The sequence below is a fragment of the Cellulomonas soli genome (assembly GCF_052036975.1).
GTDB lineage: Bacteria > Actinomycetota > Actinomycetes > Actinomycetales > Cellulomonadaceae > Cellulomonas > Cellulomonas soli_A.
Map to the genome: position 1 here is coordinate 372,052 of NZ_JBQIAR010000001.1, position 13,113 is coordinate 385,164.

The window sequence follows — 13,113 nt, forward strand, 5'->3', positions numbered from 1 at the left end:
AGGCGCACCGAACGGTCCACCTCACGCCCGCTACTTGGCGGGGAGGTTCGCGACGTTCACGAAGTACACCCGGTCCAGGCCTGCTTCTTCGCCACCAAATGAGTACCGGCGTTCGTCGCGCAGCAACTCCTCAGCCAGCGCGCGGGGTGCAGGGCTCGGGTCCTCCGACCACTGCCCGAACCACACCTGAATCCGACGCTGCACCAAGAGGTCCACCAGAGCGCGAGATACGAGACCGACCGCCGCGCCTTCCTCGACGAGTGGGCGCACCTCCGGAGTGTCGAGTATCTCGGGAAGTGGTATCCAGTCTTCGAGCCCGAGCGCCAACAGGGCGTCGTGCAGTGACGTCAGGTTGACCATGGTGCCTCTAGGGGGATTCGCAGGCCAGTGTTCGGTCCACCGAAGAAGCGACGAAACTCGGGTGGATACGGTTTCGGCACGGTCCGACACTTCTCTCTGGAGAAGCCGAACCGCCAGATCCGAGTTGGTAACCGAGTCGTAGGGCAGGTCAGAGTGTCAACCGGCCCCGCAGCGGTCCCAACGTCGCGGCCACCGCCGCCCAAGAATCCCCAGAGGGCAGCATCAGGAACTAGAAGTGGATCAGAGTTCAGGACTCGCCCAGAAGCCGGAGAAGATCGATCGCTTCACCCGACCCGACCTCGCCATCGATCAGATCGCCGATCTCGTCCAATCTCGAGACTGCGTCTGATATCGCGTCCTCCCAGGCATCCTCGAACTCGATCTCGATCGGCGAGATGGGGCCGCTTGCAGTGCTGGCCACGTACCCGCGCCGCATCAAGGACGCCCAAGCCCGAGCAGCCGAGGGTGAGACTCGACCGTCGATAAGGCCGCGCAGGACACTAGCCAGAGCGGCTCTCCGAACCACCAGTGGCGCGTCGATCGCAGCTCCCGCTACAAGCAGCGACCTGTGATCGGCAGTCGAGATCTCGGCGATTGCCGTCACGTCTCCGCTCAAAGCGCGTCGCAGTGCGCTTGTCAAATCAGAACTCACCGAGCACCCACTTCCTTTCGATCAGCCCATGTGGGCCCAACGTGTCCTTCCACTCGCGCAGTACCCGCCCTGCGGCATCGATCTCCTGGACGTAGAGCTTGCCGTAACCTGGGTTGTTCGCTGGTGAGAAGAACTGCATCCGGTAGCCGCCATCCGCGATCCTAACCGCCTGAAAGTCCTGACTCTTTGAGGTCGCGCCACGGAAGAACCGGTTGCCGACGCTGGCTACCCCGGATCTTTCATGGGCCGCGGGCGGCTTGTGTCCCGCGTCAAGCAACCCAGGGCGATTCAATTCCGGGAACGGAGGCTGACCCGGTTTCCCGGACCTACGAGAAGCACCAGGCCGCTACCCTCGGCCAGGCCGCGTCATCACCGACGAGCGTGTCCAAGATCTCGGGGCAAGACTCAGGGGGTGGGATCTCAGCCCTCGCGGTAGGTGTCGTAGATCTCGCCACCCGGCCAATCGTCGGCGTACACCTCCAGAACCCGCTGCGCCGCCTGGCGAGCACGCCAGTCCTGCCCCGGCGCGTCAATGGCGACCATCGCCCGTCGGACCTCGGGCCAGCGAAGCTCGCGCATCGAGAACTCAAGAATCTCCACAACTCCTGGTCGCGAGAGTTGGGGCCCCTCCGGTCCGGGCGAGGTCAACGCGAGGAGCGCCTCCACGAACTCCCGGCGCCGATCGGGCGACGAACCCAGCAGGTACCGCAACTCCACCAGAGGCGGCTCAACCGCCCGCGTGTCGAAGGACGCTTCGGCCGCGTCCAGCACCCTGGCGATCACTCTCAGTAGATCATCCGACACTGTCACCCTCCCTAGTGCGCGACCGTCTGCCACGCGTCTCCGCGTACCACGAGCCCGGTCTGTTGCTCGAAGGCGGTGCGGGCGACCCCCGCGATCTTGTGAGTTGGCTGACGCCGCGCGTCGGGCTGGTCTGCCCTTCCTGGCGAACGTCGATGAGTACGATGACACGGTCTTCAACAGGATGCAGGCTTCTGTCATCGCTGACGAACTACGTGCGTTGTCTCACCGAGGTCTGGGAGGTCCGGTCGCCGATGAGGTGCTTCGGATGATCAGGCGGACTCAGGAGCGGCCTCACCGGTATCTGGTGTTCAACGGCGACTGACGCCGTGAACTCCAGCCATCCCGTAGTGGCGAGCGGGCGGCGATCAGAGCCGACGAGTTCAGGGCCTGAGGCTGACCTGGGATTCGGGTCGATCGAGGAAATGGGCAGCCATATCGACGATTTGATGGGCGCGAGCGCAGGGCGCCTTCGCGACGACGGCACCCGATTCTGGATTGACTACGCCAACTCCGCGATTGTCTTCCGCGGCCCGAACGCGGCGATCCCGGGCACATTCTATCGCCCGGACAACTTCCTGAGAGCTGTTCAGCAGAATTTGGACAGGACGGTGATCCCATGATGGCGAACTTCCGCCGCGACGGTGTCGACATCGAGCTCGACAAGAACGAGTACATCTTCATATGTCTCACGTTGTCCTACGTGCTCGACGGCGTCTCCTTGGCCGATCACGACTTCGCCAATATCCTCGGGATGGGCCGTAAGGCCGCCGAGGCATTCCGCGACGCGCTCGTGGAGGCTGAGCGCGCAGCCAAGGCTCAAGGAAACCACTGGAGTCGACGGGCGTCGTCCAGCGAGTGAACTGACGCAGGCGTCAGCTGGTCTACGCGAGAAGACGGGCCTGCTGTCGTAGGAGTGTGCCTTCGATCTTCTTGCAGGGCAGGAGCACGCTGACGGCCGACCCGAGGGGTCTTGTTGAGAGCGCGGGGTCTGGGACGCCGATCGGCAATGTCGCGCGGGGTGAGCCGGGGTTCAAGGAGAGAATCGACTTTGGAGAGATGATCGGGCAGTTCTCTGATCGCGGAACGGGCGATCTGGTCCCGACCTCGGTGGGCATTCTCCATTACGGCTTGCGCGCTGCCCCTGGGAGGGGACGATTGGTGGGCGTGCTTTGAGCTGGTTGGACGATGACCTCGAGGACCAGTGCTGGGATCTCGTCGGTGAAGACCTGGTCGCACTGCGGCGGGACGGCCCAGTCGTCGCGTTCGAGTTCTCGGCCGCGACGCTGATCGCAACTGCGGATGCCGACGTGGATCCTTGGGTGCTTCAGCTACCCGGTGGTCTCGTGGTCGGGGGGATGGAGTGAGGCACCTGTCGGGGCGGCCGCGATCCTGAATCGCACTGGACTATGGGATCGCGGCCGGGTGCTGATTGCTCCCGTAGGTAGCGTAGAGAGTCGTCTGGTACTCGGTCGGCGGGATGTCCTCGCGATAGCCGTGCAGGCGCGCGTCGTTGTGCCAGTGGCCCCGGTCGAGGGTCGCCAGCTCCTCGGCGTTCACGCCTCTACCGGACGCGCCCGGGGGTTCCCGATTCGTACCTCGAAGTGTTTCGTGTGCGAAACGGGGGCGGATACGGCCTCGGCATGAGACATCCTCTCGGACGAGCAGCCGCGACCACCCCACCCGCGAGTCCGTCGAACGGGTCAAGACCAAACTGTCCGGGAAACCAGGTCAGGCTCCCTTGAGCCCACAGCGGCCTATGTCGCCGAGGACCGCGAACCCCGACTTGTTGCACGGACGTTCGCCGACTTCATCGACTGCTTGGCGTAGATGTGGGACCTGTGTGATGCGGCGTTGGAGTCGTTGCGGAATGCCGCGGCTTGCGGCGCCTGGCCCGAGAGCGCCCGGGACGCGTCTCGCTTGGACCTGCGCGAGCGCGCCTCAGGTCGTGCGGGCGATGGCGGGCGTCCGCGCACGAGCGATCCAGGTGACCACCGGCGCGGCGATGACGACCGTGATGCACAGGGACAGGACGAGGCCCTGGAACGCCGGGTACCAGTCGGGTTCGCCGAGCCCGGTCACGACGGTGAGCGGCGACCGCATCGGCCCGATGTCCCCGGCGTCGGCGACGACGAACGCGGCGAGCACCCAGGCCCCGCCCCAGGCCCAGGCGAGGGCGCGGTAGAGCGGCGGCACCTGGCCGTGCGCGGCACGGACGCGGCTGCGGCGCCGGAACGTCGAGGTGAAGGTCACCAGGCCCGAGACGAGCAGGGCCAGCACGATCGGCGACCCGATCACCAGGAACAACAGCACCCAGCCGGGGACGGCGACCTTGAGGACGACGGCGAGCAGCGGCAGCGCCCACACGGCTCCCAGCGCGGCGCGGTCGGCGGTGCTCGGGACCGTCTGGGGGACCCGGGGCTTGGGGGGTGCGGCGGGCCCGGCGTGCGTCGAGTTCGTCATGGTCGGGAGTATCGCGGCGCCGGATGACGCGCGGGTGACGCCGCGCTGACGTGGTCCTGGCGGGATCCCGCCGGACAATGGGTCGGTGACCTCGATGTTCGCGCCCTTCGCCCCGCAGGTGCACGGGTCGTCCGACCCTCGGGCCCTGGTGCGGTCGGCGCGCCTCGAGGACGTCGCCGCGATCGTGCAGGTCGCCGCCTCGCGGGGTGCGGTGCCCGACGGGTTCGAGCGCCGGCTCGTGGCGGCGGTCGGCGACCCGGGTCGGTGCGTGCTCGTCGGTCACGTCGGGCCTGCCGTGGTGGGATGGACGTCGGTGTCGAGGTGGTCGGGTCACGACGACGTGCCCGACGGGTACGCGGTCTCGGGGCTGACGGTCGCACCGGACTGGCGGCGTCGGTACGTCGGTGACCGGCTGCTCGGCGCCGTGCTCGACTGGTCGTGGGAGCGGGCGACGGTGGTGCGCAGCGTGGTCAACGCCCGCAACACCCCGTCGATCGCCCTGCACGAGCGGCACGGGTTCACGCAGGTCGCGCGGGCGGCACAGCTCGCGGGCATCACGTTCGAGGGAGGGACGGGGATCCTCATGCAGGTCGACCGTGGGCAGGTGCGCGCATGAGCGAGCCGTACCGGGTGATGACGGTGTGCACGGGCAACATCTGCCGGTCGCCGATGGCCGAGGTGGTGCTGCGGGACCGCTTCGAGGCGGCAGGTCTGGGCGACCAGGTCGTGGTCGACTCCACGGGCGTCAGCAACGAGGAGCACGGGCACCCGATCGACCGGCGGGCACGTGCGGTGCTCGTGGCGCACGGCTACCCGGCGGGGGAGGGTCACCGTGCCCGGCAGGTGCGGGCCACCGAGCTGCCGGCGCGTGACCTGGTGCTGGCGATGACTGCCGCGCACGCGCGGGCGCTCCGGCGCCTGGCGGACCCCGGGGTCGCCTCGCGGATCGTCATGTTCCGCTCGTTCGACCCGGCCGCGCCGCACGTCGCACCGGGCGAGCCGGAGCACGTGCTCGACGTGGACGACCCCTGGTACGGGGGGCCGGAGGACTTCGAGGACTGCCTGGCGCAGGTCGAGGCCGCCGCCGACGGGATCGTGGAGGCGGTGCGGGCGGCGCTCGCTCGGCGCTGACGCCTCCCGCCGCCCGCCCGGGCGCTGCGGCGCACGGACACGCAGCCGCCTCACGCTGTTCACCGGCTCGACCAGCGGCGCTCACGGGCGCCCGGCACGCTTCGTGGCACACGTCGAGCCGCCCGTGCGGCCGAGACCCGAAGGAGTCGGCCCCGATGCTGCACACGCCCTCCCTCCGGCGCACCGTCGCGCCGGGCCGAGTCGCCGGTCCGGGCCTGCGCCCGACGGAGACGCGTCGACGGGGTGCCCGTGCCCTCGCGGCACTGGCGCTGCTCGTGGTGCTCGCGGGTGGGTTCGGTGCGTTGCTGCAGGTCGTGCCCCCTGCGGTCGCGAACGCGCTGCTGGTCGTCGGCGTCACCTGCGTGGCGACGCTCGCGGGCGCAGGTGCCGTCGTCCTGGTCCGCCGCGGACGCAAGGACGGCGGCCCGCGCGCCTGATCGGGTCGCCCCGCCCGGTCCGGCGGCCGATCGGCCCGGCAGTGCCCCGGTTGCAGGCGCGGGGTCGCTCGCCACACTGGGAGCGGTGTCATCGACGCCCCGCCGGTGACCTGGACAAGGGGGTCCTCGTGAAGTTCGAGATCTACAAGGACAAGGCCGGCGAGTTCCGGTTCCGGATCCGCGCCACGAACGGCAACGTCCTGGCCAGCAGCGAGGGGTACAGCGCGAAGGCGTCGGCGCAGAACGCGATCGACCGCATCAAGTCCGACGCGGCGGGCGCCGACGTCGACGACCAGACCTGACCGCACCTGACTGCACCTGATCCGATCCGTGCGGGCCGCGGGCGCCGTGGACTTCCCAGCGCCCGGGGCCCGCGCGTCGGCCACGATGGGGGCATGAAGGTCTCGCGCCGGTCCCAGGTCCCGCCGTTCGCCGTGATGGAGATCCTCGCAGCGGCCAACGCCCGACGCGCCGCCGGGGAGCGCGTGCTCAACCTGTGCGCCGGCGAGCCGTCCACCGGCGCCTCGGACGTGGTGCGCACCCGCGCCATCGAGCTGCTGACCAGCGGTGACCTCGGCTACACCGAGTCGTTGGGTGCGCCCGGGCTGCGCGCCGCGATCGCCCACCACTACGCCGACTGGTACGGCCTGGACGTCGACCCCGCCCGCGTGGCCGTCACCACCGGGTCGTCCGGCGGGTTCCTGCTGGCGTTCCTCGCCGCGTTCGACGTCGGCGACCGTGTCGCCCTGGCCCGCCCCGGGTACCCGGCGTACACGAACATCCTCGCTGCGCTCGGCTGCGAGGTCGTCGAGCTGCCCTGCGGTGCGCAGACCCGCTACCAGCCGACCGTCGCCCAGCTCGACGCCCTCGACACGCCCATCGACGGGCTCGTCGTGGCCAGCCCCGCGAACCCGACGGGCACGATGATCGACCCCGACGAGCTCGCCGCGCTCGCGGCCTGGTGCGCCGAGCACGGCGTGCGGCTGATCAGCGACGAGATCTACCACGGCATCACCTACCCGGACTCGGCCGGTCACGCGCCCGGCACTGCCACAGCCGCGCAGTACCTGGACCGTGGCGCCGTCGTCGTGAACTCGTTCTCCAAGTACTGGGCGATGACCGGGTGGCGGCTCGGCTGGCTGGTGCTGCCGGACGACCTGGTCAGCGCGGTCGACGCCCTGGCCGGCAACGTGGCCCTGTGCCCGCCTGCCCTCGCGCAGCACGCCGGTGTCGCGGCCTTCAGCTCGGCGGGGTACGCCGCGGCCCGCGAGAACGTCGACAGGTACGCCGACGCCCGAGCCCACCTGCTGGGTCGGCTCGACGAGCTCGGCTGGGCGCACGTGGCCCCCGCGGACGGCGCGTTCTACCTGTACGGCGACGTGTCGGCCTCGGGCCTGGACTCGGTGACGTGGTGCGCGCGGCTGCTCGACGAGGCCGGCGTCGCCCTCACGCCGGGCACCGACTTCGACCCGGTCGACGGGCACCGGTTCGTGCGGCTGTCGTTCGCGTCGTCGCTGGACGTCGTGCGCGAGGCCGTCGACCGCATCGTCGCCTGGCAGGCGACGCTCTGAGCTCGGTGCGGCCCTAGACCTGCAGCTCGTGCCCACCGAGCGCTGGACGGCCGTCGTCCGGCTCGGTGGGGAGAGGCGCGGTGGGGGCGTCGTCAGCTCCTGACGCAACCGACGGCTCGACCGGGCCGGTCTGCTGCAGCGATGCGAGCACGAACGACCCGCCGATGAACACCGCGCCCACGACGATCGCCACCTCGGTGAGGCTTGCGACGAGGGACCACAGCGTCAGCAAGGACGGGAACTCGTTGTAGATCTGCTGTGCGAACAGGCTCGCGCCCAGCACCCACCGGATCAGCCCGGCGACTGTCGCGACCACCACACCCGTCCACAGCATCGGACGAGGACGCATCGGGACCGGCACGGGACCTCCCAGGGAGAACGGGCCCCTTCGACCCGCGGTCCGCTCACCATAGGGCGCCGCGCTCACCCCCCGCAGGCGATCGGGCGCCTTGTCGACGGCCGGTCCACCCCACGCCCCGAGCGGGCGGCGTGACAGGATCGCGGCAGCGACGAGGAGGAGGCGACCGACGTGCGCACATGGATCGAGCACCGGGACGCGACGCTCGCGCTCGTCGCACCGCTGCCGGTCGTCGAGGTCGGGCTGGCCGACGCCCTGGGTGCGGTGCTCGCGCAGGACGTCGTCACCGACACGCCGATGCCGCGCTGGGACAACTCGGCGATGGACGGGTACGCGGTGCGGCACGCCGACATCGCCAGTGCGACGGCGGCCACCCCCGTGGTGCTGCCCGTGGTCGCCGACCTTCCCGCCGGCACGGCCGAACGGCCGTTCCTGGCCCCGGGGAACGCCGCCCGGATCATGACGGGCGCGCCCGTGCCCGACGGTGCGGACACGATCGTGCCCGTCGAGCTGACCGACGCCGGGACGGTCCGCGTCCGCATCGACGACGCACCCCCCGCCGGGCGGCACGTGCGGCACGCCGGGGGCGACGCCGCGGCGGGCGACCTGGTGGTCGCCGCGGGCACGCTGCTCGGGCCGGCGCAGGTCGCGGCCGTCGCGTCGGTCGGGCGCTCGCGGGTGCCGGTGCACCGTCGACCGCGTGTCGCGGTGGTGTCGACCGGTGACGAGCTCGTCGCGCCCGGTGAACCCGTCCGGTACGGGACGCTGCCCGACTCGAACTCGTGGCTGCTGGCCGCCGCCGTGCAGGAGGCCGGGGGAGAGGCGCTGCGCCTCGGCCCCACGAGCGACGACCCGCAGGCCCTGCTCGCCCTGCTGCACGGGCTCGACGACGGCGCCCTGCACGGCCCGGTCGACCTGGTCGTCACCTCGGGTGGTGTGAGCGTCGGCGCGTTCGACGTGGTCAAGGCGGCGCTGCGTGACGAGCCCGACGTCGAGTTCGTGCCCGTGGCCGTGCAGCCTGGCAAACCGCAAGGGCTGGGTCGCCTGCGGGGCGGGACCCCGCTGTGCGCGCTGCCCGGCAACCCGGTGAGCTCGTTCGTGTCCTTCGAGCTGTTCGTGCGGCCCGCGGTGCTGCGCTTGCGGGGCCTGGCCGACGTGCACCGGCCGACGGTGACGGCCGTGGTCGAGGACGGCTGGCGGACTCCGCCTGGCCGCGCGCAGGTGATGCCCGTCCGGTTCGGCACCGGCGAGCAGCCGCGCGTGCGCCGGGCCACCCCGGGCGGGTCCGGGTCGCACCTGGTGGCGCGCCTCGCGCTGGCCGACGGACTGGCCCTGGTCCCGGCCGAGGTGGACGAGGTGGAACCGGGCGACCGGCTGACGGTGATGCGGCTGCGCGCATGACCGACTTCGACGCGGTCGTCCTCGCAGGAGGCCGCGCCCGACGGCTGGGCGGGGCGTCGAAGCCCGAGATCCCGGTCGGGGGTCGCGCGCTCGTCGACCACGTGCTCGAGGCGACGGTTGGTGCGCGCCGCGTGGTGCTCGTGGCCCCGGAGCACCTGGTGCGCCCCGGCGTGGTCACGGTGCTCGAGGACCCGCCCGACGGGGGTCCGTGCGCGGGGATCGCCGCCGGGCTGGACGCCCTGGGGTCCGACCCGGCCGGGCTGGTCCTCGTGCTCGCCTGCGACGTGCCGCTCGCCGCCCAGGTGGTCCCGGCGCTGCTCGCGGCGGTGGGTGGGGCTGAGCCGGGAGTCGACGGTGCCCGGGTGACCGACCAGGACGGGCGGCCCCAGCACCTCCTGGCCGTCTACCGCCGCCGTGCGCTCGACGACGCCGTGCGCCGGCACGGGGGGCCGGAGGGCGTCCGAGGCCTGCCGGTGCGCATCCTGCTCGGGGGCCTGCGGCTGGTCGACCTCGTCGACCCGCACGGCGCCGCGGACGCGGACACCTGGGACGACGTCCACCGGCTGGACGCCCTGCTGCGCGGTGCCGGAGCCGACGATGGCACGATCGACCGGTCGGGACACCGACCGACGCCCGACGACGAGGAGCGATCATGAGCGAGGACCCGAGGCGCGCACCGGGCGCCGACCTGCACGTCTGGACCGCCGCACTCGCCGAGGCGCTCGGGGTGGACCCTGCCGTGGTGGACGTCGCCGAGGTGCTGGACGTCGCCGGCGACGTCGCGCATCAGGTCGCGCGGCCGGCCGCACCCTTGTCGTTGTTCGTCGCGGGCATCGCCGTGGGGGCCGCCGGCGGCGACGAGGCGGCCGTCGCGGACGTGCTGGCCCGGGTGCGTGCGGCCGCCGCGTCGTGGGCCGCCGACGACACCGGGTCGCCGACGCCGTGATCACGGTCCGGTACTTCGCCGCCGCAGCCGAGGCGGCGGGCGTCGAGCAGGAGCAGGTGCCCGCTGGCCCGCTGGCCGGGGTGCTCGACGACCTCGTCGCACGGCACGGCGCCGAGCTGGGGCGCGTGCTGGGCCGGTGCGCACTGCTGGCCGACGGTGTGCGCGTCGAGGGTGCCGAACCGGTGCCGGCGGGTGCCACGCTGGACGTCCTGCCCCCGTTCGCAGGCGGCTGACGCCCCGCCCTGCAGGCTGCCGGAGGGGGTTCCGCGGGCCCGGGCACCGATCCGGCCGCTCGGGCGTTGACCCGCCAGAGGCGATGGAGGTCATCGCGACGACGGAGGTGCGCCCATGCTGTGTCCGGTGGATCAGGCCCGGCTGGTGATGGCCGACCGCCAGGGTGTCGAGATCGACTACTGCCCGGTGTGCCGCGGCGTGTGGCTGGACCGCGGCGAGCTCGACAAGATCCTCGAGCGGTCCGGCGGTGGAGCGGCAGCCGCTCCGCCTGCCCCGGTTCCCGGTTACGGGCAGCCCGCCCCGGGCGGCTACGACCCTCGACGTGACGACCGCAGGGACGACCGCCGCGGGTACGACGACCGCGCCGCCCACGACTCCCGCGGCTACGACCCTCGGCGGAAGAAGAAGCGCGAGTCCTGGCTCGAGGACCTGTTCGACTTCTGACGCTGGTCGCGCTCGGCGGCGGGCGCTCAGCCGCCGATCGCGCTCATCGGTCGGTTCGGCTGCAGGAAGGTCGGGTCGTCGATGTCGTGACCGGCCTTCTTGCCGGCCAGGCACCGCCGGTAGGCGTCGCCGAGCAGGGCGTCGACGTCGGCGGCGGGTCCGTCGGTCCGGACGAGCGCTCGCACGTCGGTCTCCGTCTGCGAGAACAGGCAGGCGCGCAGCTGCCCGTCGGCGGTGAGGCGCAGCCGGTCGCACGCACCGCAGAACGGTGCGGACACCGAGGCGATGACGCCGACGGTCGCCGGCCCGCCGTCGACGTACCAGAGCTCGGCCGGTGCGGCGCCGCGTCCGGGCACCTCGGTGAGCGTGAACGCCGAGGTCAGGCGTTCGAGGATCTCCGCCTGGGTGACCATGGTGACGCGGTCCCAGGTGTGCCCGCCGTCGAGCGGCATCTGCTCGATGAACCGCATCTGGTACCCGCGGTCGACGGCCCAGCGGGTGAGCGCGACGACCTCGTCGTCGTTGACGCCGCGCATGGCCACGGCGTTGATCTTGATCGGCGACAGGCCGGCGGCTTCGGCGGCGGCGACCCCGGCGAGGGTCTCGACGAGCCGGTCGCGGCGGGTGAGCTGCTGGAACCGGGCGCGGTCGAGCGTGTCGAGGCTGATGTTGACGCGTTCCAGCCCGGCGTCCCGCAGGGGTGCGGCGAGGCCGGGCAGGCGCAGCGCGTTGGTGGTCAGCGACACCTCGGGGCTGCCCTCGGGGCCCGTCAGGGCGGTGAGCCGGCGGACGACGTCGACCACGTCGGTGCGCAGCAGCGGTTCGCCACCGGTGAGCCGGATCTCGGTGATGCCCAGCTCGACGCCGACGCGGGCGACCCGGACGATCTCCTCGGTGCTGAGCATGGTGTCGCGCGCGAGCCACGGCACGCCCTCGGCGGGCATGCAGTACGTGCAGCGCAGCGAGCAACGGTCCGTCAGCGAGATCCGCAGGTCGCGGTGCACCCGCCCGAACCGGTCGACGAGCGCCCCGGGCGTGTGCCCGTGCGGCCTCGTCACAGCCCCACCCACACGTGTGAGCCGTCGGCCAGGATCTCGCGCTTCCACACGGGCAGCTCGGCCTTGACCGTCTCGACCAGCACGCGGCACGCGTCGAACGCCTCGGCCCGGTGGGCGGAGGTGACGACCGCGACGAGGGCCGGTTCGCCCACGCCCAGGTGGCCGATCCGATGGCTCACCGCCACACCCAGGACCCCGTCGCGCCGCGCGGTCTCGTGCGCGATCCGGTCGAGCACGGCGGGGGCGTCCGGGTGCGCGCTGTACTCCAGTGCGACGACCTCCCCGACGACGGACGGGTCGTGGTCACGGACGACGCCGAGGAACGTGGCCACGGCGCCCACGGTCGGCCCGGCCAGATGTTCCACGTGAAACCCCAGGTCGAGGGGGGTGTCGGACACCCGGGCCAGCACCGTCATCCGTGGTCACCCCCGTGCACCTGGTCGAGCAGGTGGTCCAGCAGGGGCAGCAGCACGTCGAGCCCGTCGACCACCCCGCCCGGCGAGCCCGGCAGGTTGACCACCACGGCCCCCTCGGACGTGACGCCCGCCAGGCCGCGCGAGAGGGCAGCGGTCGGCACCGTGCGCGCTCCCTCGCGGCGCAGCAGCTCCGGAATCCCGGGCAGCTCGAGCGCGAGCACCGGCCGGGTGCCTTCGGGGGTCCGGTCACGCGGACCGACCCCTGTGCCGCCGGAGGTGACGACCAGGCGGGCGCCTGCGACGAGAGCCTGTCGCAGCCCGTTTTCCACGGAGAGTGCGCCGTCCGGGACCACCAGCACGTCGATCACGTCGTACCCGGCGGCCGTGAGGCGTGCGGCCGCGGCGGGGCCCGAGGTGTCCACCCGCTCACCCGACGCGCAGCGGTCCGAGGCGACGAGCACGAACGCCGTGGGCCGCACCGCAGCGGTCACGTGCGCCGACTCGTCGCCGCCAGCCGGCTCAGCGGACGGCTGGGGGGTCGAGTGGTGCGTCCCGGGCGCGGGGGGCGTCATCCGGTCAGGGTAACCAGGCGCGTCCACGCCGGTCGCGGTGGACCGCCGTGGATTTGCCACGGTCCCCGCCGCCCCGGGCCGGTTCCTCCTGGGACCACCCGCTGGCGCACCGGACCGGGGGGTACCCTGGCGCCACAACTCAACACGCTGCTCGAACCATGGCGGGAGAGCTCCCGACGGCCACGGCCGGTCGGGACGCCGAAGGAGCAACCCTCCCCGGGAATCTCTCAGGCCCCCTGTACCGCCACGGCGAGGCAACTCTGGAAAGC

The 13,113-nt window shown here is 72.0% G+C and carries 22 protein-coding genes and 1 riboswitch; of the genes, 13 read left to right on the forward strand and 9 right to left on the reverse strand.

The genetic code is table 11. The features are described from left to right. Nucleotides 1–30 precede the first annotated feature (30 nt). The 3 genes from ACTHAM_RS01720 to ACTHAM_RS01730 all read right to left on the reverse strand — a co-directional run bounded on the left by ACTHAM_RS01720 (nt 31) and on the right by ACTHAM_RS01730 (nt 1,795). Nucleotides 31–360 carry a hypothetical protein gene (locus ACTHAM_RS01720; protein WP_440684033.1) on the reverse strand — a complete coding sequence of 110 codons (330 nt, stop codon included), beginning with the start codon at nt 358–360 and terminating at the stop codon, nt 31–33. A gap of 247 nt (nt 361–607) precedes the next feature. Then, nucleotides 608–781: a hypothetical protein gene (locus ACTHAM_RS01725; protein WP_440684034.1), complete on the reverse strand. Its 174-nt coding sequence runs from the start codon at nt 779–781 to the stop codon at nt 608–610. 651 nt (nt 782–1,432) lie between these two features. Further along, the gene (locus ACTHAM_RS01730) at nt 1,433–1,795 is read right to left on the reverse strand and encodes a hypothetical protein (RefSeq protein ID WP_440684035.1); all 363 of its coding nucleotides are present in this window, start codon (nt 1,793–1,795) and stop codon (nt 1,433–1,435) included. A gap of 347 nt (nt 1,796–2,142) precedes the next feature. Between ACTHAM_RS01730 and ACTHAM_RS01735 the strand changes: the two genes are divergently transcribed. From ACTHAM_RS01735 to ACTHAM_RS01745, 3 genes are read left to right on the forward strand one after another with little or no spacing between them, the layout of a single operon-like run. Then, nucleotides 2,143–2,436 (forward strand): hypothetical protein, encoded by a 294-nt coding sequence (locus tag ACTHAM_RS01735; protein WP_440684036.1) that lies wholly within the window; start codon nt 2,143–2,145, stop codon nt 2,434–2,436. After that, nucleotides 2,433–2,675, forward strand: a complete 243-nt coding sequence (locus ACTHAM_RS01740; RefSeq protein WP_440684037.1) for a hypothetical protein — start codon at nt 2,433–2,435, stop codon at nt 2,673–2,675. The genes ACTHAM_RS01735 and ACTHAM_RS01740 overlap by 4 nt, the downstream gene beginning before the upstream one ends. Nucleotides 2,676–2,731: 56 nt before the next feature. Next, nucleotides 2,732–2,989, forward strand: a complete 258-nt coding sequence (locus ACTHAM_RS01745; protein ID WP_440684038.1) for a polymorphic toxin type 50 domain-containing protein — start codon at nt 2,732–2,734, stop codon at nt 2,987–2,989. A 231-nt stretch (nt 2,990–3,220) separates the two neighbouring features. Here ACTHAM_RS01745 and ACTHAM_RS01750 read toward each other — a convergent pair whose 3' ends face one another. Then, nucleotides 3,221–3,373: a hypothetical protein gene (locus ACTHAM_RS01750; protein ID WP_440684039.1), complete on the reverse strand. Its 153-nt coding sequence runs from the start codon at nt 3,371–3,373 to the stop codon at nt 3,221–3,223. Nucleotides 3,374–3,754: 381 nt separating this feature from the next. Next, nucleotides 3,755–4,276 carry a hypothetical protein gene (locus tag ACTHAM_RS01755; RefSeq protein ID WP_440684040.1) on the reverse strand — a complete coding sequence of 174 codons (522 nt, stop codon included), beginning with the start codon at nt 4,274–4,276 and terminating at the stop codon, nt 3,755–3,757. A 94-nt stretch (nt 4,277–4,370) separates the two neighbouring features. Between ACTHAM_RS01755 and ACTHAM_RS01760 the strand changes: the two genes are divergently transcribed. From ACTHAM_RS01760 to ACTHAM_RS01780, 5 genes are all read left to right on the forward strand, one after another. Next, nucleotides 4,371–4,892, forward strand: a complete 522-nt coding sequence (locus ACTHAM_RS01760; RefSeq protein ID WP_440684185.1) for an N-acetyltransferase family protein — start codon at nt 4,371–4,373, stop codon at nt 4,890–4,892. Further along, the gene (locus ACTHAM_RS01765) at nt 4,889–5,407 is read left to right on the forward strand and encodes a low molecular weight protein-tyrosine-phosphatase (RefSeq protein WP_440684041.1); all 519 of its coding nucleotides are present in this window, start codon (nt 4,889–4,891) and stop codon (nt 5,405–5,407) included. Before ACTHAM_RS01760 ends, ACTHAM_RS01765 begins: the two co-directional genes overlap by 4 nt. Nucleotides 5,408–5,562: 155 nt before the next feature. Beyond that, the gene (locus tag ACTHAM_RS01770) at nt 5,563–5,844 is read left to right on the forward strand and encodes a hypothetical protein (RefSeq protein WP_440684042.1); all 282 of its coding nucleotides are present in this window, start codon (nt 5,563–5,565) and stop codon (nt 5,842–5,844) included. Nucleotides 5,845–5,972: 128 nt separating this feature from the next. Then, complete coding sequence (locus ACTHAM_RS01775) at nt 5,973–6,146, forward strand: YegP family protein (protein WP_440684043.1); 174 nt, start codon at nt 5,973–5,975, stop codon at nt 6,144–6,146. Between the two features lie 93 nt (nt 6,147–6,239). Further along, entirely contained in the window at nt 6,240–7,415 is a 1,176-nt protein-coding gene (locus tag ACTHAM_RS01780; RefSeq protein ID WP_440684044.1) for a pyridoxal phosphate-dependent aminotransferase, read from the forward strand. A gap of 13 nt (nt 7,416–7,428) precedes the next feature. Here the strand turns inward: ACTHAM_RS01780 and ACTHAM_RS01785 are convergent, their stop codons facing one another. Then, the gene (locus ACTHAM_RS01785) at nt 7,429–7,764 is read right to left on the reverse strand and encodes a hypothetical protein (protein ID WP_440684045.1); all 336 of its coding nucleotides are present in this window, start codon (nt 7,762–7,764) and stop codon (nt 7,429–7,431) included. Nucleotides 7,765–7,944: 180 nt separating this feature from the next. Between ACTHAM_RS01785 and ACTHAM_RS01790 the strand changes: the two genes are divergently transcribed. From ACTHAM_RS01790 to ACTHAM_RS01810, 5 genes are all read left to right on the forward strand, one after another. Then, on the forward strand, nt 7,945–9,174 hold the full coding sequence (locus ACTHAM_RS01790; RefSeq protein ID WP_440684046.1) for a molybdopterin molybdotransferase MoeA: 1,230 nt from the start codon (nt 7,945–7,947) through the stop codon (nt 9,172–9,174). After that, nucleotides 9,171–9,830, forward strand: coding sequence for a molybdenum cofactor guanylyltransferase (mobA, locus tag ACTHAM_RS01795; RefSeq protein WP_440684047.1), 660 nt, complete (start codon nt 9,171–9,173; stop codon nt 9,828–9,830). The genes ACTHAM_RS01790 and mobA overlap by 4 nt, the downstream gene beginning before the upstream one ends. Continuing rightward, nucleotides 9,827–10,120 carry a DUF6457 domain-containing protein gene (locus ACTHAM_RS01800; RefSeq protein WP_440684048.1) on the forward strand — a complete coding sequence of 98 codons (294 nt, stop codon included), beginning with the start codon at nt 9,827–9,829 and terminating at the stop codon, nt 10,118–10,120. The genes mobA and ACTHAM_RS01800 overlap by 4 nt, the downstream gene beginning before the upstream one ends. Beyond that, nucleotides 10,117–10,353, forward strand: coding sequence for a MoaD/ThiS family protein (locus ACTHAM_RS01805; RefSeq protein ID WP_440684049.1), 237 nt, complete (start codon nt 10,117–10,119; stop codon nt 10,351–10,353). The genes ACTHAM_RS01800 and ACTHAM_RS01805 overlap by 4 nt, the downstream gene beginning before the upstream one ends. Before the next feature lie 115 nt (nt 10,354–10,468). Then, complete coding sequence (locus tag ACTHAM_RS01810; RefSeq protein ID WP_440684050.1) at nt 10,469–10,798, forward strand: zf-TFIIB domain-containing protein; 330 nt, start codon at nt 10,469–10,471, stop codon at nt 10,796–10,798. 26 nt (nt 10,799–10,824) lie between these two features. On the opposite strand, the gene moaA is transcribed toward ACTHAM_RS01810, so the two are convergent. Genes moaA through ACTHAM_RS01825 form a run of 3 tightly spaced genes read right to left on the reverse strand, consistent with a single transcriptional unit; the run spans nt 10,825 to nt 12,844 of the window. Continuing rightward, the gene (moaA, locus tag ACTHAM_RS01815) at nt 10,825–11,856 is read right to left on the reverse strand and encodes a GTP 3',8-cyclase MoaA (RefSeq protein WP_440684051.1); all 1,032 of its coding nucleotides are present in this window, start codon (nt 11,854–11,856) and stop codon (nt 10,825–10,827) included. After that, entirely contained in the window at nt 11,853–12,272 is a 420-nt protein-coding gene (locus ACTHAM_RS01820; RefSeq protein WP_440684052.1) for a molybdenum cofactor biosynthesis protein MoaE, read from the reverse strand. Before ACTHAM_RS01820 ends, moaA begins: the two co-directional genes overlap by 4 nt. Next, nucleotides 12,269–12,844 (reverse strand): MogA/MoaB family molybdenum cofactor biosynthesis protein, encoded by a 576-nt coding sequence (locus ACTHAM_RS01825; protein ID WP_440684053.1) that lies wholly within the window; start codon nt 12,842–12,844, stop codon nt 12,269–12,271. The genes ACTHAM_RS01820 and ACTHAM_RS01825 overlap by 4 nt, the downstream gene beginning before the upstream one ends. A 152-nt stretch (nt 12,845–12,996) precedes the next feature. Next, nucleotides 12,997–13,098, forward strand: a riboswitch (glycine riboswitch). The last annotated feature ends 15 nt before the right edge of the window (nt 13,099–13,113 follow it).